Consider the following 18,396-nt stretch of genomic DNA (forward strand, 5'->3'; position numbering starts at 1 on the left):
GGCCACGATCGGATGGAGCTGCGGCACTGCTGCTACTGGACCAACCTCGCCGGACACCCCGTGACCGGCAGGCACAAGACCACCGTGCGGATCCCCACCGCCCGCGTCTTCGACGACCGGGCGCTGTGCGAGATCATGACGCGGGTCGGGGCGGGAGGAAGACCGTGATGCGACCGATCGACGACGAGCTCGGCGACCTCCAGCCCCCCGACCCCGGACGCGTCGACCCCGGAGTGCTCACCGCGCTGCTGCGGCGGCACGGCTGGGAGCGCCGGGGACGGCAGGACGGCCCGTACACCCGCTGGACGCCGCCCGGGCACCCGTACGCCGACGGGGGCGCCGGTGGCACGAGTCTGCTGGTCCCGGCCCGCGGCGGCTTCGGCGACTCCGCCGACCTGCTGGGGGAGGCGCTCACCGCGCTGGCCCGCTCCGGCGCGCCCTCCGCCCGCGAGGTGCTGCTCGCGCTCAGCGTGCCCGGCGACGAGGTGCGCTGGCGGCGCGACGTGCCGCGCACGGCCGGCGCGGTGCCGTGGACGGCCGCGGAACAACTGCGCCAGGCCGTGCGCGGCACGCTGCTCGCTGCGGCGCGGGCGGCCCGGGCGCCGTCCGGCTACTTCGGCGAGCGGCACGCCCGGCACGCCCGTGCCTGCCTGGAACAGGTCCTCCTCGGCCCCGCGGCGAGCGGCCACCTGCTCACCGCGTACCTGCCCGCGCCCGGCGCCCGGTCGGTCACCGTCACGCTGCTGCGCGCCCTGCAGGCCACCCGGGACGCCGTCGACTACCAGCGCGCGACCGGCCGCTGGGACGCCTTCGACGCCGCCGTCGAACTGGGCGTCTGCCACGAACTCGTCGTGGCGCTGGCCCACTTGGTGCGCGAGAGCGAGGGCGCCGAGGTCGCGCTCGCCTGGTCGCCCGCAGCCGGAACGCCGCCCGGGGTCGCCGCCCGCCCCGAACCGGTGGAGTTCTCCCCGGGCGACCTGCCCGCACTGCACCGGGCCGCGACCCGCTACGTGCGCGCCGAGCCGCCGGTCCGGGTCACCGTGACCGGCACCGTGGTGCGGCTGCGCAGCGCCCGCCCGTCCGGCGGCGGGACGGTCAGGCTGCGGGTGCTGTCCGGCGCCGAGGTGCGCCAGGTGCGGGTCAGGCTGGACGAGGACGGCTACCGGGCCGCCGCCGAGGCCCACCTCGCCGGGCGGCCGGTGCGGCTGAGCGGGGCGCTGGAGAGCCGCGACGGCTTCCGCAGGCTCACCGGCGCCTCGGTCCCGGTCCCGGCCGACCTGGACGAGGCCGAACGCGACCGGCTGCTGAAGGCCTGGGAGGAACCCGCGCGCGACGAGGAGCCGGACGCGTAGCCCGCCGCACGGCCGCCCCCGCGCAGCCGTCACCCCCTGACCATCGCTTCGCGGCCAACGCCTCCGGCTCGGTACGATTCAGCGGGGCGGCGTCCGCTGCCGACCGTGGGACGTGAAGTCAGGAGAGACCGGTGTCAGACCTCCGTGTGATCATCAAACGCGATTCCGCGAGCCCGGAAGAGCGGCTGGTGACTACGGGGACCACGGCGGCCGAGCTGTTCGAGGGCGAGCGCTCCGTCGTCGCCGCGCGGGTCGCCGGGCAGCTGCGGGACCTCGCCCACGTCGTCGCGGACGGCGACGAGGTCGAGCCCGTCGACATCACCAGCGACGACGGCCTGAACATCCTGCGCCACTCCACCGCGCACGTCATGGCCCAGGCCGTCCAGGAGATCTTCCCCGAGGCCAAGCTCGGCATCGGCCCGCCCATCAAGGACGGCTTCTACTACGACTTCGACGTCGAGCAGCCCTTCCACCCGGACGACCTCAAGCGCGTCGAGAAGAAGATGCAGGAGATCGTCAAGCGCGGCCAGCGCTTCTCGCGCCGTCCGGTGAGCGACGAGGCCGCCCGCGAGGAGCTGGCCGCCGAGCCGTACAAGCTGGAGCTGATCGGCCTCAAGGGTTCCGCCGCCGAGGCCGCGGAAGGCGCCTCCGCCGAGGTCGGCGCCGGTGAGCTGACGATCTACGACAACCTCGACGCCAAGACCGGCGAGCTGTGCTGGAAGGACCTGTGCCGCGGTCCGCACCTGCCGACCACCCGGCTGATCCCCGCCTTCAAGCTGATGCGCTCGGCCGCCGCGTACTGGCGCGGCAGCGAGAAGAACAAGCAGCTCCAGCGGATCTACGGCACGGCGTGGCCGACCAGGGACGAGCTGAAGGCGTACCTGGACTTCCTCGCCGAGGCCGAGAAGCGCGACCACCGCAAGCTCGGCTCCGAACTCGACCTGTTCTCCATCCCGGAGCAGATCGGCTCGGGCCTGGCGGTCTTCCACCCCAAGGGCGGCATCGTCCGCCGGGTCATGGAGGACTACTCGCGCCGCCGCCACGAGGAGGAGGGCTACGAGTTCGTCTACACCCCGCACGCGACGAAGGGGAAGCTCTTCGAGACCTCCGGCCACCTGGACTGGTATGCCGACGGCATGTACCCGCCCATGCAGCTCGACGAGGGCGTGGACTACTACCTCAAGCCCATGAACTGCCCGATGCACAACCTGATCTTCGACGCGCGCGGCCGCTCGTACCGCGAACTGCCGCTGCGCCTCTTCGAGTTCGGGACCGTGTACCGGTACGAGAAGTCGGGCGTCGTGCACGGCCTGACCCGCGCCCGGGGCTTCACCCAGGACGACGCGCACATCTACTGCACCCGCGAGCAGATGGCCGACGAACTGGACAAGACGCTCACCTTCGTCCTCAACCTGCTGCGCGACTACGGCCTGGAGGACTTCTACCTGGAGCTGTCCACCAAGGACGAGACGAAGTACGTCGGCTCGGACGAGGTGTGGGAGGAGGCCACCGAGGTCCTGCGCCAGGCGGCCGAGAAGCAGGGGCTGCCGCTGGTGCCGGACCCGGGCGGCGCCGCCTTCTACGGCCCGAAGATCTCCGTGCAGACCAAGGACGCCATCGGCCGCACCTGGCAGATGTCGACGATCCAGCTGGACTTCAACCTCCCCGAGCGCTTCGACCTGGAGTACACCGCGGCCGACGGCTCCCGGCAGCGGCCGGTGATGATCCACCGGGCGCTGTTCGGCTCCATCGAGCGGTTCTTCGCGGTGCTGCTGGAGCACTACGCTGGCGCCTTCCCGGCCTGGCTCGCGCCCGTCCAGGCGGTCGGCATCCCGATCGGCGACGCGCACGTGCCGTACCTGGAGGAGTTCGCGGCGAAGGCCCGGACGAAGGGGCTGCGGATCGAGGTGGACTCCTCCTCCGACCGCATGCAGAAGAAGATCAGGAACGCGCAGAAGCAGAAGGTGCCGTTCATGGTCATCGCGGGCGACGAGGACATCGCCAACAACGCGGTGAGCTTCCGCTACCGGGACGGCTCGCAGAAGAACGGCATCCCGGTCGAGGACGCCCTCGCGGAGATCGCGGACGCCGTCGAGCGCCGCGTCCAGGTCTGACCCACCGCGATCCCACCGGCCGGCACCGGCCCCCGCAGCGCGCGTCAGTCGCGCCCCGGGGGCCGTTCCGCCTCCGAGATCTCGCGGAAGCGGCCGACCAGCCAGGACGAGAACGTGCCGACCACCGAGCCCAGCAGGCCCAGGCCGATGACCATCAGGCCGACGCCGATCAGCCGGCCGCGCGCCGTCACCGGGAAGACGTCGCCGTAGCCGACCGCGGTCAGCGTCGAGCAGGTGTACCAGACCGCGTCGCCGTAGGTGCGGATGTTCGCGCCCGTCCTGCCGTGCTCCACGTGGTAGACCGCGAGGCTGCCCGCGAAGCCCAGCAGCAGCGTGGTGAGCCCGGTGTACGCCATCACCTGCGCCTCCAGCCGCAGCCGCCCGCCGTGCCCGGAGAGCTGCGCCCGGGTGTAGGTCCGCACCACCCGCAACGGACGCAGCAGCGGCAGCACGAGCACCACCAGATCGAGCCACCGCGTCACGACGAACCGCAGCCGCCGCGTGCTGAGCGCCAGCCGCACCAGGTAGTCCACCACGAACACGGCCCAGGCCACCCCCAGCACCGCCCACCACGCATCCCGGGCGTCCGGCGACAGGCCGTGGTCGAGGACCAGCACGGCGTACGCGGTGAGGAAGAGCATCGAGGTGGCCATGAGCGGCACCGAGGTGCGGCGCTCCCACTCGCGGATCCGGCGGTCGTCCATCGCCCCAGGATCCAGGCAGCCGACCGGGGCCCGCCCCGACGACACGCCCGGGGCGGGTGAAGCCATATGCTGCACACCATGACGAGTGAGCCGGAGCAGCAGATCGGAGTGGGGACGCCGGACGCGTTCCAGCGCCTGTGGACCCCGCACCGCATGGCGTACATCCAGGGCGAGAACAAGCCCACCGGCCCCGACGCCGACGGCTGCCCGTTCTGTTCCCTCCCGGCCAAGTCCGACGAGGACGGCCTGATCATCGCGCGCGGCTCGTCCGTCTACGCGGTGCTCAACCTCTACCCGTACAACGGCGGCCACCTGATGGTGGTCCCGTACCGGCACGTTGCCGACTACACCGAGCTGGACGCCGCCGAGACCGCGGAGCTCGCCGGGTTCACCAAGCGGGCGATGACGGCGCTGCGGTCGGCGTCCGGGGCGCACGGCTTCAACATCGGCATGAACCAGGGCTCGGTGGCCGGCGCGGGCATCGCCGCCCACCTGCACCAGCACGTGGTGCCGCGCTGGGGCGGCGACACCAACTTCATGCCGGTCGTCGGCCACACCAAGGTGCTGCCCCAACTCCTCGCCGACACCCGCGCGATGCTCGCCGAGCACTGGCCGCAGGAGGGCTGAGCACCGCGGCCCGGCCGCCGCCGCGCCGTGTCGCGGCGGCGGTCCCGGTCAGGCGTCGTAGACGTCGGCCTTGCCGGGCTTGGCGTCCTGCACCGCCCCGCCGAGGACCAGCGAGCGGCCCTCGAACCGCGTGGTGTCCACGCCGTTCTCCCTCAGCAGCCCGATCGTCGCGGCGTGCACCGCGCGCAGCACCGGGGTCGCCGTGCGCAGCGCGTCGTCGGCCATGAAGCGGTGCTGCCACGGCTTCGCCGCCCAGGAATGCCGCAGGCCGAACGGCTCGGGCAGGGTGAGCTTGCCCCCCAGGAAGTCCAGCACCGGCGGGAACCAGGTGAACGGCGCGCGGGCGGCCAGCCGGACCACCTCGCCCGAGTTCACCAGGGGCATGTGCACCGTGCGGGTCTCCCAGAACTTGACGCTCTTGGAGACCTCCTTGGTGTTCGGCGCGGGCTTGGACATGAACATCCCGGCGACCGGACCCAGCGCGTGCCCGGTGACCTCGACGCGCAGCGTGCGGTGCAGCACCGTCACCGTGATCATCATCGTGATGACCAACTGCCCGTCCCACAGCACGAACTGCACGCCCAGGTAGTGCCGGTTGCCGCTGCCGAACTGCTGCTCGTTGCAGATGCGCTGGACCTCGAAGTCCTTGACCGTGAAGCCGTCCACGGTCTCGCCGGTGGGCCGCGAGATGCTCGTGGCGTTCTCCCCGACCGGCGCGACGATCCAGTGCCGTATCGACGGCTTGGGGAAGCCCCCGGTGTGCAGCGGGCCGCGCTCCAGGTCGCGCAGCCGGTCGTGGATGGCGCGGATGACGTCCCAGGAACGGAACTGGTGGAAGTCCTTGCCGTCCGCGGGCAGCAGCTCCTCCGCCAACTGCCATATGCCCCAACGGGATCCCATGCCCAGTATCCCCTTGGGGCCCGCGTAGAAGACCACGTTGCTGTTCTGCTCGGCGGCCAGCACCACCAGGGACTTGCGCAGCTCCTCGGCGCGCTTGTCGTTGGGGTTGCGCGGCACCGCCTCGGGGATCTTGGCGCCCGGCCCGGGGCCGCCCAGCAGCGATCCCCAGCGGCCCCGCAGGTCGACCGCGGTGCGCTCGCAGATGCGCTTCGCCAGGTACCACCCGCCCACCGGGAACAGCAGCACCACGCGTACGTACAGCCCCCAGAAGCCGCCCAGGGGCGGGCGCCAGGCCAGCAGCCCGGCGAGGCCCACCACGATCACCAGCACCAGCGTGCCCAGCGTCCCGGCCCAGCCGCGGTCACCCTTGCCGAGGGTGCGGCGCAGCTGGAACGCGGCGAGCCAGATCAGCACCCCGGGCAGGAAGAGCAGTCCGAAGACCACCATCACCGCGGTGAGGCGGATGTCGCGCTGCTGCCGGATGCGGTTGGCGGCCAGGCAGTGCTCCACGACGGTCTGCGGGTCCATGCCGAAGGACTGCACGGTCTCGCTGTGCGCGCCACCGAGCATCCGCACCTGTACGGCGCGCGCGAACGCCTCGCCGAGGTTGGGCTCGAACAGCGACAGCCGGGGCGGCTTGACGCCCGCCTCCGGGTTGGCCGCGAGCAGGTCGGCGACGGCACCGTCGCGGTAAGGGGCCGACGACAGGGCCTGCGTGGCGGCGGTCTGGCCGCTGTGCACACCCATCAGCGGCACCTGCGCACCCGGGCTGAAGTCGAACTCCGTGCCGGAGAAAAGCGACACCGCCTGCCCCCACTCCCTCGCTCCGACCCGCGGTGCGCCGTCCGCGCCCGCGCCGCCCCGGACCGGTCGGCCGCGCCATCCGGTCCGGGAACAAGCGTATCCGCACAGTGACCAGCGCGTCAGCGGCGCACGGGAACGCGGATCAGTGGGCCTGCTCCTCCTCCTGCCGCAGTTTCGCGGCGAGTTGGGGCGGCATCGGCTCGTGCCGGGCGTAGGCGCGGGTGAACCGCCCGGTGCCGTGGGAGAGCGACCGCAGATCCACCGCGTAGCGGCCGATCTCGGTCTCGGGGACCTGCGCGCGCACCACCGTGCGCCCCGGGCCCGCCGGTTCGGTGCCCACCACCCGGCCGCGCCGTCCGGCCAGGTCGCTCATCACCGCGCCCACGTACTCGTCGGAGACCATCACCGTCAGGTCGCACACCGGCTCCAGCAGGTGGATCCGGGCGCCGGCCGCCGCCTCGCGCAGCGCCAGCGCGCCCGCGGTCTGGAACGCGGCGTCGGAGGAGTCGACCGAGTGCGCCTTGCCGTCCAGCAGCGTGACCCTGATGTCCACCACCGGGTGACCGGTCGCCACGCCCTTGAGGGCCTGCGCCCGCACGCCCTTCTCCACCGAGGGGATGAACTGCCGGGGCACGGAGCCGCCGACCACCTTGTCGACGAACTCGATGCCCGAGCCGACCGGCAGCGGCTCCACCTCGATCTCGCAGATGGCGAACTGCCCGTGGCCGCCGGACTGCTTGACGTGCCGGCCGCGCCCCGCCGCCCGTTCGCCGAACGTCTCGCGCAGCGACACCCGGTAGGGCACCGCGTCCACCTGGACCCCGTACCGGCCCCGCAGCCGCTCCAGCGCCACGTCCACGTGCGCCTCGCCAAGGCACCACAGCACGACCTGGTGGGTGTCCTGGTTCTGCTCCAGGCGCATCGTCGGGTCCTCGGCGACCAGCCGGGCCAGCCCCACCGACAGCTTGTCCTCGTCGGCCTTGCTGTGCGCCTCGATGGCCACCGGCAGCAGCGGCTCCGGCATCACCCACGGCTCCATCAGCAGCGGGTCGTCCTTGGACGAGAGGGTGTCGCCGGTCTCCGCGCGGTTCAGCTTCGCCACGCACACCAGGTCGCCCGCGACGCCCCGGGGGACCGGCCGCTGGGTCTTGCCGAACGGCGACGACAGCGCGCCGACCCGCTCGTCGACGTCGTGGTCCTCGTGCCCGCGGTCCTCCAGACCGTGCCCGCAGATGTGCACCGTCTCGTCGGGCCGCAGGGTGCCGGAGAAGATCCGCACCAGGCTCAGCCGCCCGACGTACGGGTCGGAGGAGGTCTTGACCACCTCGGCGGCCAGCGGGCCGTCCGGATCGCACTCCAGCGGCGGCCTGGGGTCGCCCTTCGGCGTGGTCACCGCGGGGGCCTCGCGCTCCAGCGGGGTCGGGAAGCCGCCGGTGACCAGTTCCAGCAGCTCCAGCGTGCCGAGGCCCTGCGTGGCGTCCCCGGCCGGGGGAGCGGCGGCCAGCACCGGGTGGAAGGTGCCGCGCGCCACGGCCCGCTCCAGGTCGTCGATGAGCGTCTTGAAGTCGACCTCCTCGCCGCCGAGGTAGCGGTCCATGAGGGTCTCGTCCTCGCTCTCCGCGATGATGCCCTCGATCAGGCGGCCGCGCGCCTCGGCGATCAGCGGCAGGTGCTCCGGGTCCGGCTCGCGCTCGGCCCGCTCACCGGAGGAGTAGTCGTAGACCCGCTGCGACAGCAGGCCGATCAGCCCGGCGACCGGGGCGTGCCCGTCCGGGGTCTCCTCGCCGTGCAGCGGCAGGTACAGCGGCAGCACCGCGTCCGGGTCGTCGCCGCCGAAGACCCGGCGGCAGATCTCGGTCATCTCGTCGAAGTCGGCGCGCGCGTTGTCGAGGTGGGTGACGACCACCGCGCGTGGCATGCCGACCGCCGCGCACTCGTCCCAGGCCATCCGGGTCGCGCCGTCCACCCCGTCCGCCGCCGAGACCACGAACAGCGCCGCGTCGGCGGCGCGCAGCCCGGCCCGCAGCTCGCCGACGAAGTCCGCGTACCCGGGGGTGTCCAGCACGTTGATCTTGACGCCGGCCCACTCCACCGGAACGAGCGACAGCTGGACGGAGCGCTGCTGCCGGTGCTCGATCTCGTCGTAGTCGGAGACCGAGGCCCCGTCCTCCACCCGGCCGCAGCGCGTCAGCGCGCCGCACGTCCTGGCCAGGGCCTCCACCAGGGTCGTCTTGCCCGAACCACTGTGGCCGACCAGCACCACGTTCCGGATCTTCTCGGGCCGGTCGGCCGTCGGTACGCCTCCGGCGGCTCCCGCGTGCGGTTCTCGTTTGTCGCCCATCGCATGCCTCCCGGTCACTGCGCGGTGACTGCCCCGGTGAGCGGGGCACTCGGGGAATTCTGGGATTGCGGGGATTGGGGATGTGGGCTGCGGGCGCGTCGGGACGCCGGCCGCGGTCCGCGTTCGGCACCGGACGACGCCCGCGGTCCTTCGACCTTCCCACGACCGTCACGCTGCGTCCATACGTCGTACCCCCGGCGGCCGCCGGGGGTGCCCGGTGGGTGCCTGCGCCTGCGGCCCGTCCCGCGTGACTACGATGATGGGGCCGCCGGGGGCCGCAGGGGCCCGTCCGGCGCCCCACTGACCTGTCGGGAAGGCCATGCTGAACAAGTACGCGCGTGCTTTCTTCACGCGTGTCCTCACCCCGTTCGCCGCTCTGCTGCTGCGCAAGGGCGTAAGCCCCGACGCGGTCACCCTGGTCGGAACGGGCGGTGTGATGGCGGGAGCGCTGGCCTTCTACCCGCGCGGCGAGTTCTTCTGGGGCACCGTCGTCATCACCCTGTTCGTCTTCTCCGACCTCGTCGACGGGAACATGGCCCGCCAGCTGGGCCGCTCCAGCCGCTGGGGCGCCTTCCTGGACTCCACCCTGGACCGGGTGGCGGACGCGGCGATCTTCGGTGGCCTGGCGCTGTGGTACGCGGGCGGCGGCAACGACCTCACGCTCTGCGCGGTCACCATCTTCTGCCTGGCCAGCGGCCAGGTGGTGTCGTACACCAAGGCGCGCGGCGAGGCGATCGGGCTGCCGGTGAAGGTCAACGGCCTGGTCGAGCGAGCCGAGCGGCTGGTGGTCTCGCTGGTCGCCTGCGGCTTCTCCGGGCTGCACAAGTTCGGCGTGCCGTACATCGAGTGGCTGCTGCCGGTCGCGCTGTGGCTGGTGGCCGCGGGCAGCCTGGTGACCATCGTGCAGCGGGTGGTCACCGTACGCCGCGAGTCCGCGGAGGCCGACGCGGCCGACCGCGCGAGGGAGGGGAACCCGGCGTGAGGGAACGACTGAACGACGCGCTCTACGGAGCCGGCTGGGCGGCCGTCAAGCGGCTCCCGGAGCCGGTGGCCAACGCCCTGGGACGGCGGATCGCCGACATCACCTGGAAGCGGCGCGGCAAGGGCGTCCTGCGGCTGGAGGCGAACCTCGCCCGGGTCGTCCCCGGCGCCTCCCCCGAGCGGCTCGCGCGGCTGTCCCAGGCGGGCATGCGCTCCTACCTGCGCTACTGGATGGAGTCCTTCCGGCTGCCGACCTGGAGCGACGAGCGCATCCGCGACGGCTTCACCCCGGACGGCCTGGAGCACCTGGAGAAGGGCATGGCGGCCGGACGCGGCGTGGTGCTCGCGCTGCCGCACATGGCCAACTACGACCTCGCGGGGGCGTGGGTGACCCGCAAGCTCGGGGTGCCGTTCACCACCGTCGCCGAGCGCCTCAAGCCCGAGACGCTCTACGACCGCTTCGTCGCCTACCGCGAGGGCCTGGGCATGGAGGTGCTGCCGCACACCGGCGGCGCCGCCTTCGGCACGCTGGCCCGGCGGCTGCGCGGCGGCGGCCTGGTCTGCCTGGTCGCCGACCGCGACCTGTCCTCCTCCGGCGTCGAGGTGGAGTTCTTCGGCGAGAGGACCCGGATGCCCGCCGGGCCCGCGCTGCTCGCCCAGCAGACCGGCGCGACGCTGCTGCCGGTCACGCTCTGGTACGACGGCACGCCGGTGATGCGCGGGCGGGTCCACCCGCCCGTCGAGGTGCCGGACGAGGGCACGCGGGCGCAGAAGACCTCCGCCATGACCCAGTCGCTCGCCGGCGCCTTCGCCTCCGGCATCGCCGAGCACCCCGAGGACTGGCACATGCTGCAACGGCTGTGGCTGGCCGACCTCGACCCGGCGCGCACGGCACCGTCCGCCGCGCCGGGGCCGCGTGAGGCGTCCGGCACGGCGGCCGCGGTCCCCGCCGGGAACGGCGCCGACCGCCCCGGCCCGGCAGGCACCCCCGAATCACCCGAGCGCCCCGGATCGGAGGAGAGTTGAGGATCGGGATCGTCTGCCCGTACTCCTGGGACGTGCCCGGTGGCGTCCAGTTCCACATCCGCGACCTCGCCGAACACCTGATCCGCCGCGGCCACGAGGTCTCCGTGCTGGCCCCGGCCGACGACGACACCCCGCTGCCGGACTACGTGGTCTCCGCGGGCCGCGCGGTGCCCGTGCCGTACAACGGCTCGGTGGCCCGGCTCAACTTCGGCTTCCTGTCGGCCGCGCGGGTGCGCCGCTGGCTGCACGACGGCCGCTTCGACGTCATCCACATCCACGAGCCCGCCTCGCCGTCACTGGGCCTGCTGTCCTGCTGGGCGGCGCAGGGCCCGATCGTGGCCACGTTCCACACCTCCAACCCGCGTTCGCGCGCGATGATCGCCGCCTACCCGATCCTCCAGCCCGCGCTGGAGAAGATCAGCGCCCGCATCGCGGTCAGCGAGTACGCCCGGCGCACGCTGGTGGAACACCTCGGCGGCGACGCGGTCGTCATCCCCAACGGCGTCGACGTCGACTTCTTCGCGCGCGCCGAACCCCGGCCCGAGTGGCAGGGCACCGACGAGGCTCCCGTCATCGGCTTCATCGGCCGCATCGACGAGCCGCGCAAGGGGCTGCCGGTGGTGATGCGGGCCCTCCCGGCGATCCTCGCCAAGCGCCCCGGCACCCGGCTGCTGGTCGCCGGACGCGGCGACGAGGAGGAGGCGGTCGAGACGCTGCCGGCCGCGCTGCGCGGCCAGGTGGAGTTCCTCGGGATGGTCAGCGACGAGGACAAGGCCAGGCTGCTGCGCTCGGTCGACCTCTACCTCGCGCCCAACACCGGGGGCGAGTCCTTCGGCATCATCCTGGTGGAGGCGATGTCCGCAGGCGCGCCGGTGCTCGCCAGCGACCTCGACGCGTTCCGGCAGGTGCTGGACGGAGGCCGGGCGGGGGAGCTGTTCCCGGTCGAGGACGCCGAGGCGCTCGCCGACGCCGCGCTGCGGCTGCTGGCCGACCCCGGCCGGCTGGCCGCCCTCAGCACCACCGGCTCGCGGCACGTGCGCCGCTTCGACTGGTCGTGCGTCGGCGCCGAGATCCTGTCGGTCTACGAGATGGTCACCGACGGCGCCGGCTCGGTCGCCACCGACGAACGCACCGGCCTGCGCGCCCGGTTGGGGCTGGCCCGCGACTGACGGGCGGTACCGAAGGTGACGGGCCGGGCCGTCCGCGACGGTAGCCTTGCCGCCCGTGACCATGACTCTCATCTGGATCGCGGTGGCGGTCGTCCTGCTCGGCGTCTACCTGAGCTGGACGGCGGGACGGCTGGACCGGCTGCATGCCCGGATGGACGCCGCACGCGCCGCGCTCGACGCCCAGTTGCTGCGCCGGGCTTCGGTCGCCCAGGAACTGGCGACCTCCGGCGTGCTGGACCCGGCCGCCTCCATGGTGCTCTACCAGAGCGCGCACGCCGCCCGGCAGGCCGAGGACGAGCAGCGGGAGGTCGCGGAGAGCGAACTGAGCCAGGCGCTGCGGGCGGTCTTCGCCGAGCCGGACGCCGTGACCGCGGTCCGCGAGGCTCCCGGCGGCCCGGAGACGATCGGCGAACTCGCCCAGGCGGTACGCCGGGTGCCGATGGCCCGGCGCTTCCACAACGACGCGGTGCGCGCGGCCCGGGTGGTGCGGCGGCACCGGGTGGTGCGCTGGTTCCGGCTGGCCGGTCACGCGCCGTTCCCGCTCGCGTTCGAGATGGACGACGAGCCCCCGGCCGACCTGGCGGCCGACGCGGCCCGCTGACCGGTCCACCGGGTAACGATTGGCCCTTGCCCGCCCGCGCCCGTTCACGGTTTTGTCACATGCGTAGCAGCGGACCGGCCGAAGTGGACCGCACGGCGGGTCCGGCACCGGACCACCGGGCCCTACGATGGTCGTATCGCACTTATGTCCAACGAGTGAGGTCAAAACCGTGTCCACCACGCCCCTCAGCACCCCCGACGCCGCCTCCAGCGCAGCCCCCGAGACCGGCACCGCGCGCGTCAAGCGCGGCATGGCCGAGCAGCTCAAGGGCGGCGTGATCATGGACGTCGTCACGCCGGAGCAGGCGAAGATCGCCGAGGACGCAGGCGCCGTCGCGGTCATGGCCCTGGAGCGGGTGCCCGCCGACATCCGCAAGGACGGCGGCGTGGCCCGCATGTCCGACCCGGACATGATCGAGGGCATCATCGACGCCGTCTCCATCCCGGTGATGGCCAAGTCCCGGATCGGCCACTTCGTCGAGGCCCAGGTCCTCCAGGCGCTCGGCGTCGACTACATCGACGAGTCCGAGGTCCTCACCCCGGCCGACGAGGTCAACCACTCCGACAAGTGGTCCTTCACCACCCCGTTCGTCTGCGGCGCCACCAACCTCGGCGAGGCCCTGCGCCGCATCGCCGAGGGCGCGGCGATGATCCGCTCCAAGGGCGAGGCCGGCACCGGCAACGTCGTCGAGGCCGTGCGCCACCTGCGCCAGATCAAGGGCGAGATCGGCCGCCTGCGCGCCTTGGACAACCACGAGCTGTACGCCGCCGCCAAGGAGCTGCGCGCCCCGTACGAGCTGGTCAAGGAGGTCGCCGAGCTGGGCAAGCTGCCCGTCGTGCTGTTCTCCGCCGGTGGCGTGGCCACCCCGGCCGACGCCGCGCTGATGCGCCAGCTGGGCGCCGAGGGCGTCTTCGTCGGCTCCGGCATCTTCAAGTCGGGCGACCCGGCCAAGCGTGCCGAGGCCATCGTCAAGGCCACCACCTTCTACGACGACCCGAAGGTCATCGCGGACGCCTCCCGCAATCTCGGCGAGGCCATGGTCGGCATCAACTGCGACACCCTCCCGGAGACCGAGCGCTACGCCAACCGCGGCTGGTAGTCCGCGCCCGTCCCGACAGGACACCTGAGATGGGCAGGCCGGCCGGCCTGCCCATCGGCCGTACGACCGAAAGGCGACCCACCCCGTGACCCCCATCCCCACCGTCGGCGTGCTCGCCCTCCAGGGCGACGTGCGCGAACACCTGGCCGCGCTGCGCGCCGCGGGCGCCGAGGCGGTCACCGTCCGCAGGCCGCAGGAGCTGGCCGCGGTGGACGGCCTGGTCATCCCCGGTGGCGAGTCGACCACCATGTCCAAGCTGGCCGTCGCCTTCGGCCTGCTGGAGCCGCTGCGCGAGCGGGTGCGGGCCGGGATGCCCGTCTACGGCTCCTGCGCGGGCATGATCATGCTCGCCGACAAGATCCTGGACGGCCGCGACGACCAGGAGACCGTCGGCGGCATCGACATGACCGTGCGCCGCAACGCCTTCGGGCGGCAGAACGAGTCGTTCGAGGCCGCGGTCGAGGTCGCCGGGATCGACGGCGGCCCGGTCGAGGGCGTCTTCATCCGCGCCCCCTGGGTGGAGTCCACCGGCGCGGGCGTCGAGACGCTGGCCACGCTCGGTGACGGTACGGTCGTCGCGGTGCGCCAGGGACACCTGCTGGCCACCTCGTTCCACCCAGAGCTGACCGGCGACCAGCGGGTGCACGCCCTGTTCGCCGAGATGGTGCGAGGGGCGTCCGCCGGATCCCGGTAGGATCACAGGTGTTGGTGAGCACGTGGGTCACGTGAAGACGCGAACGACACGTGAAGACGCGAAAAAGGAGACAGGCGGATGTCCGGCCACTCTAAATGGGCTACGACCAAGCACAAGAAGGCCGTGATCGACGCCAAGCGCGGCAAGCTCTTCGCGAAGCTGATCAAGAACATCGAGGTCGCGGCCCGCACCGGCGGTGCCGACCCGGATGGCAACCCCACCCTCTTCGACGCCATCCAGAAGGCCAAGAAGAGCTCGGTGCCGAACAAGAACATCGACAGCGCCGTCAAGCGCGGCGCCGGTCTCGAGGCGGGCGGCGCCGACTACGAGACGATCATGTACGAGGGCTACGGGCCCAACGGCGTGGCCGTCCTCATCGAGTGCCTCACCGACAACCGCAACCGCGCCGCCTCCGAGGTGCGCGTGGCGATGACCCGCAACGGCGGCTCGATGGCCGACCCGGGCTCGGTGTCGTACCTGTTCAACCGCAAGGGCGTGGTGATCGTCCCCAAGGGCGAGCTGACCGAGGACGACGTGCTCGGCGCGGTCCTCGACGCGGGCGCCGAGGAGGTCAACGACCTGGGCGACACCTTCGAGGTGATCAGCGAGGCGACCGACCTGGTCCCGGTGCGCAAGGCGCTGCAGGACGCGGGCATCGACTACGACTCGGCCGACGCCAACTTCGTCCCGACCATGCAGGTCGAGCTGGACGAGGAGGGCGCACGCAAGATCTTCAAGCTGATCGACGCCCTGGAGGACAGCGACGACGTGCAGAACGTCTTCGCCAACTTCGACGTCTCCGACGACGTCATGGAGAAGGTCGAGGCCTGACGGCGGGTCAACTCCGCGCCACGCACGCCGGCACGGGCCGACCGGGACACTCCCCGGTCGGCCCGTGCCGCGTCTTTGTCAGTGCGACCCGATAACCTGCCGGAACGGATGTCCGAACGGCTCGGAAGGGGAGGGAAGCGGTGCGCGTTCTGGGCGTTGACCCCGGGCTGACCCGGTGCGGCGTCGGCGTCGTCGAAGGCGTCGCCGGGCGCCCCCTGCGCATGATCGGCGTCGGCGTCGTGCGCACCCCGGCCGACGCCGAGACCCCGCGGCGGCTGGTCGCCGTCGAGGAGGGCATCGAGCGCTGGCTTCAGGAGTACCGCCCCGAATACGTCGCCGTGGAGCGGGTGTTCAGCCAGCACAACGTGCGCACCGTGATGGGCACCGCCCAGGCCAGCGCCGTCGCCATGCTCTGCGCCGCGCGCCGCGGACTGCCCGTCGCGCTGCACACCCCCAGCGAGGTCAAGGCCGCCGTCACCGGCTCGGGGCGCGCCGACAAGGCCCAGGTCGGCGCGATGGTCACCCGGCTGCTGCGGCTGGACGCCCCGCCCAAGCCGGCCGACGCCGCCGACGCGCTCGCCCTGGCCATCTGCCACATCTGGCGCGCCCCCGCCACCGACCGGCTCCAGCGGGCGGTCGCCGCCCAGCGCGTTCGCACCACGAAAGGCAGCACCGCATGATCGCCTTCGTCTCAGGGCCCGTCGCCGCCCTCGCCCCCGGCAGCGCGGTCGTCGAGGTCGGCGGGGTCGGCCTGCTTTTGCAGTGCAGCCCCGGCACCATCGCCGGACTGCGGATCGGCGAGTCCACCCGGCTGGCGACCTCCCTGGTCGTGCGGGAGGACTCGCTCACCCTCTACGGCTTCGCCGATGACGACGAGCGCCAGGTCTTCGAACTGCTCCAGACCGCCAGCGGCGTCGGCCCCCGGCTCGCCCAGGCCATGCTCGCCGTGCACACCCCCGACGCGCTGCGGCTCGCCGTCGCCCAGGGGGACGAGAAGGCGCTCACCGCGGTGCCCGGCATCGGCAAGAAGGGCGCCCAGCGGCTGCTGCTGGAGCTCAAGGACCGGCTCGGCGCACCGCTCGGCACCGCGCCCGCCGCCCGCCCGACCACCGCGAGTGCCCCCGCCTCCTGGCGCGAGCAACTGCACGCCGCCCTCACCGGCCTCGGCTACCAGCCCAAGGACGCCGAGGAGGCGGTCGACGCCGTCGCCCCGCAAGCGGAGGCGGGCGGCGAGCCCAACGTGGGCGCCCTGCTGCGCGCCGCCCTCCAGACCCTCAACCGCTCCCGCTGAGCCGCACCCCCGACCGCTCCCGCCGACCCGCGCGCCCCGACCCGTGAGGCACCCCACCGTGAACCCGTACGACCCCCCGTACGACGACGAGTCCGCCGCGACCGCCGCCGACCGACTCGTCGGCTCCGCCGCCGACGGTGAGGACCAGGCTGTCGAAGCCGCCCTGCGGCCCAGGGAACTCGCCGAGTTCGTCGGCCAGGAACGGGTCCGCGAACAGCTCGACCTGGTGCTCAAAGCCGCCCGCCAGCGCGGGGCCACCGCCGACCACGTGCTGCTGTCCGGCGCCCCGGGCCTGGGCAAGACCACCCTGTCGATGATCATCGCGGCCGAGATGGGCGCCCCGATCCGCATCACCTCCGGCCCCGCCATCCAGCACGCGGGCGACCTCGCCGCGATCCTGTCCTCGCTCCAGGAGGGCGAGGTGCTCTTCCTCGACGAGATCCACCGGATGTCCCGGCCCGCCGAGGAGATGCTCTACATGGCGATGGAGGACTTCCGCGTCGACGTGATCGTCGGCAAGGGCCCCGGCGCCACCGCGATCCCGCTGGAGCTGCCCCCGTTCACCCTGGTCGGCGCGACCACCAGGGCCGGACTGCTGCCGCCGCCGCTGCGCGACCGGTTCGGCTTCACCGGCCACATGGAGTTCTACGCGCCCGCGGAGCTGGAGCGCGTCGTCCACCGCTCCGCCGGGCTGCTGGACGTCGACATCGACACCGACGGGGCCGCCGAGATCGCCGGACGCTCCCGCGGCACCCCCCGCATCGCCAACCGCCTGCTGCGCCGGGTCCGCGACTACGCGCAGGTCAAGGCGGACGGCGTGATCACCCGCGAGGTGGCCGCCTCGGCGCTGGACGTCTACGAGGTCGACCGGCGCGGGCTCGACCGGCTGGACCGGGCGGTGCTCGACGCGCTGTTGCGGCTGTTCGGCGGCGGGCCGGTGGGGCTGTCGACGCTCGCGGTGGCGGTGGGGGAGGAGCGCGAGACGGTGGAGGAGGTGGCCGAGCCGTTCCTGGTGCGCGAGGGACTGCTGGCGCGCACTCCGCGTGGCCGGGTCGCCACACCCGCGGCCTGGGCCCACCTCGGTCTCGTACCGCCGCAAAACGTGGGGAATCCGTCCCAGCAGGGGCTGTTCGGCCCCTGACGGCGCGGGGACTCGCCGCTCGCGGAACCTGAGTGCCATGCTGGGCGTTGTTCCCAAGGCGCGGGTTCGCCTAGACTCCGCCGATGCCCTCAGTAACGGGCGGCACAGCACCTCGCACACACCGCTCGTCCCACCCGTAGACCAGGCCGCACCCCCGTGGCCACGCGAAGGAAACCCCCCAGGCCGTGAACATCGCCACGCTCCTCCCTTTCATCCTGATCATCGGCGTCATGCTGCTGATGACCCGCTCGGCCAAGAACAAGCAGCGCCAGGCGGCCCAGATGCGCGACCAGATGCAGCCAGGCTCCGGCGTGCGGACCATCGGCGGCATCATCGCCCTCGTCAAGGAGGTGCGTGACACCACCGTCCTGCTCGAGGTCGCGCCCGGCGTCCACTCGATCTTCGCCAAGAACGCCATCGGCGCCGTTCTCAGCGAGGAGGAGTACGACCGCCTGGTCAACAACGACGTCCCGCTCGCCTTCGAGGACGCTCCCGCCGAGGACGCGACCGAGGACCACGCGGACGCCGCCGACGCCAAGGTCGACCTCGGCAAGACCGAGGCCGCGGGCCCGGACGACGCCGACGCCGCGCCGCACGGCACCGGCGCGGACGACGCCGAGAACGTGACGGACGTCAAGGACAGCGAGAAGAAGTAACACCCTGCCCCGGTGGCGTCGGCCGCCGGGGTCAGGCGCTCGACCGCGCCCCGCCCGCACCACCC

General features: G+C 72.9%; 17 protein-coding genes and 1 pseudogene. 15 read left to right on the forward strand and 3 right to left on the reverse strand.

Annotated features, from left to right (window positions below; translation table 11 throughout):
* From CK485_RS25285 to thrS, 3 genes and pseudogenes are all read left to right on the forward strand, one after another.
* A pseudogene (locus CK485_RS25285) lies at positions 1 to 168 on the forward strand (DUF4365 domain-containing protein); the annotation flags it as partial.
* The gene (locus CK485_RS25290; protein ID WP_109454120.1) at positions 168 to 1,352 is read left to right on the forward strand and encodes a hypothetical protein; all 1,185 of its coding nucleotides are present in this window, start codon (positions 168 to 170) and stop codon (positions 1,350 to 1,352) included. The pseudogene CK485_RS25285 and the gene CK485_RS25290, both read left to right, overlap by 1 nt.
* 131 nt (positions 1,353 to 1,483) lie before the next feature.
* Positions 1,484 to 3,466: a threonine--tRNA ligase gene (gene thrS / locus CK485_RS25295; protein ID WP_109454121.1), complete on the forward strand. Its 1,983-nt coding sequence runs from the start codon at positions 1,484 to 1,486 to the stop codon at positions 3,464 to 3,466.
* A 44-nt stretch (positions 3,467 to 3,510) separates the two neighbouring features.
* Here thrS and CK485_RS25300 read toward each other — a convergent pair whose 3' ends face one another.
* Positions 3,511 to 4,170, reverse strand: a complete 660-nt coding sequence (locus CK485_RS25300) for a potassium channel family protein (RefSeq protein WP_109454122.1) — start codon at positions 4,168 to 4,170, stop codon at positions 3,511 to 3,513.
* Positions 4,171 to 4,236: 66 nt separating this feature from the next.
* Between CK485_RS25300 and CK485_RS25305 the strand changes: the two genes are divergently transcribed.
* Positions 4,237 to 4,797: an HIT domain-containing protein gene (locus tag CK485_RS25305; protein ID WP_109454123.1), complete on the forward strand. Its 561-nt coding sequence runs from the start codon at positions 4,237 to 4,239 to the stop codon at positions 4,795 to 4,797.
* Between the two features lie 48 nt (positions 4,798 to 4,845).
* Here CK485_RS25305 and CK485_RS25310 read toward each other — a convergent pair whose 3' ends face one another.
* Together CK485_RS25310 and CK485_RS25315 are read right to left on the reverse strand one after the other, a co-directional pair.
* Complete coding sequence (locus CK485_RS25310; RefSeq protein WP_199239529.1) at positions 4,846 to 6,444, reverse strand: hypothetical protein; 1,599 nt, start codon at positions 6,442 to 6,444, stop codon at positions 4,846 to 4,848.
* Between the two features lie 199 nt (positions 6,445 to 6,643).
* Positions 6,644 to 8,842: an elongation factor G-like protein EF-G2 gene (locus CK485_RS25315; protein WP_109454125.1), complete on the reverse strand. Its 2,199-nt coding sequence runs from the start codon at positions 8,840 to 8,842 to the stop codon at positions 6,644 to 6,646.
* A 319-nt stretch (positions 8,843 to 9,161) separates the two neighbouring features.
* Here CK485_RS25315 and pgsA point away from each other — a divergent pair, with 319 nt between their 5' ends.
* The 11 genes from pgsA to yajC all read left to right on the forward strand — a co-directional run bounded on the left by pgsA (position 9,162) and on the right by yajC (position 18,331).
* Entirely contained in the window at positions 9,162 to 9,824 is a 663-nt protein-coding gene (gene pgsA, locus CK485_RS25320) for a phosphatidylinositol phosphate synthase (protein ID WP_109454126.1), read from the forward strand.
* On the forward strand, positions 9,821 to 10,849 hold the full coding sequence (locus CK485_RS25325; RefSeq protein ID WP_109454127.1) for a phosphatidylinositol mannoside acyltransferase: 1,029 nt from the start codon (positions 9,821 to 9,823) through the stop codon (positions 10,847 to 10,849). Before pgsA ends, CK485_RS25325 begins: the two co-directional genes overlap by 4 nt.
* On the forward strand, positions 10,846 to 12,018 hold the full coding sequence (locus tag CK485_RS25330; RefSeq protein WP_109454128.1) for a glycosyltransferase family 4 protein: 1,173 nt from the start codon (positions 10,846 to 10,848) through the stop codon (positions 12,016 to 12,018). Before CK485_RS25325 ends, CK485_RS25330 begins: the two co-directional genes overlap by 4 nt.
* A 55-nt stretch (positions 12,019 to 12,073) precedes the next feature.
* Positions 12,074 to 12,619, forward strand: a complete 546-nt coding sequence (locus tag CK485_RS25335) for a hypothetical protein (protein WP_109454129.1) — start codon at positions 12,074 to 12,076, stop codon at positions 12,617 to 12,619.
* Positions 12,620 to 12,788: 169 nt separating this feature from the next.
* On the forward strand, positions 12,789 to 13,718 hold the full coding sequence (pdxS, locus tag CK485_RS25340; protein WP_109454130.1) for a pyridoxal 5'-phosphate synthase lyase subunit PdxS: 930 nt from the start codon (positions 12,789 to 12,791) through the stop codon (positions 13,716 to 13,718).
* Positions 13,719 to 13,803: 85 nt separating this feature from the next.
* Positions 13,804 to 14,412: a pyridoxal 5'-phosphate synthase glutaminase subunit PdxT gene (gene pdxT / locus CK485_RS25345; protein ID WP_109454131.1), complete on the forward strand. Its 609-nt coding sequence runs from the start codon at positions 13,804 to 13,806 to the stop codon at positions 14,410 to 14,412.
* A 78-nt stretch (positions 14,413 to 14,490) separates the two neighbouring features.
* Positions 14,491 to 15,243 carry a YebC/PmpR family DNA-binding transcriptional regulator gene (locus CK485_RS25350; RefSeq protein WP_109454132.1) on the forward strand — a complete coding sequence of 251 codons (753 nt, stop codon included), beginning with the start codon at positions 14,491 to 14,493 and terminating at the stop codon, positions 15,241 to 15,243.
* A gap of 140 nt (positions 15,244 to 15,383) precedes the next feature.
* Positions 15,384 to 15,923: a crossover junction endodeoxyribonuclease RuvC gene (ruvC, locus tag CK485_RS25355; RefSeq protein WP_109454133.1), complete on the forward strand. Its 540-nt coding sequence runs from the start codon at positions 15,384 to 15,386 to the stop codon at positions 15,921 to 15,923.
* A complete protein-coding gene (ruvA, locus tag CK485_RS25360; RefSeq protein ID WP_109454134.1) occupies positions 15,920 to 16,534 on the forward strand; it encodes a Holliday junction branch migration protein RuvA in 615 nt (204 codons plus the stop codon). Before ruvC ends, ruvA begins: the two co-directional genes overlap by 4 nt.
* 58 nt (positions 16,535 to 16,592) lie before the next feature.
* Positions 16,593 to 17,675, forward strand: coding sequence for a Holliday junction branch migration DNA helicase RuvB (ruvB, locus tag CK485_RS25365; protein WP_109454135.1), 1,083 nt, complete (start codon positions 16,593 to 16,595; stop codon positions 17,673 to 17,675).
* Between the two features lie 185 nt (positions 17,676 to 17,860).
* A complete protein-coding gene (gene yajC / locus CK485_RS25370) occupies positions 17,861 to 18,331 on the forward strand; it encodes a preprotein translocase subunit YajC (RefSeq protein ID WP_109454136.1) in 471 nt (156 codons plus the stop codon).
* Positions 18,332 to 18,396: the final 65 nt, after the last annotated feature.

The organism is Streptomyces sp. ICBB 8177 (assembly GCF_003144095.1).
In the GTDB taxonomy this organism is placed as follows: domain Bacteria; phylum Actinomycetota; class Actinomycetes; order Streptomycetales; family Streptomycetaceae; genus Streptantibioticus_D.

Coding starts and splice junctions, on each gene's coding strand:
- ruvA (WP_109454134.1), top strand. CDS start 15,920: ATGATCGCCTTCGTCTCAGGGCCCGTCGCCGCCCTCGCCCCCGGCAGC.
- CK485_RS25300 (WP_109454122.1), bottom strand. CDS start 4,170: ATGGACGACCGCCGGATCCGCGAGTGGGAGCGCCGCACCTCGGTGCCG.
- CK485_RS25310 (WP_199239529.1), bottom strand. CDS start 6,444: ATGGGTGTGCACAGCGGCCAGACCGCCGCCACGCAGGCCCTGTCGTCG.
- CK485_RS25315 (WP_109454125.1), bottom strand. CDS start 8,842: ATGGGCGACAAACGAGAACCGCACGCGGGAGCCGCCGGAGGCGTACCG.
- CK485_RS25305 (WP_109454123.1), top strand. CDS start 4,237: ATGCTGCACACCATGACGAGTGAGCCGGAGCAGCAGATCGGAGTGGGG.
- pgsA (WP_109454126.1), top strand. CDS start 9,162: ATGCTGAACAAGTACGCGCGTGCTTTCTTCACGCGTGTCCTCACCCCG.
- CK485_RS25290 (WP_109454120.1), top strand. CDS start 168: ATGCGACCGATCGACGACGAGCTCGGCGACCTCCAGCCCCCCGACCCC.
- CK485_RS25350 (WP_109454132.1), top strand. CDS start 14,491: ATGTCCGGCCACTCTAAATGGGCTACGACCAAGCACAAGAAGGCCGTG.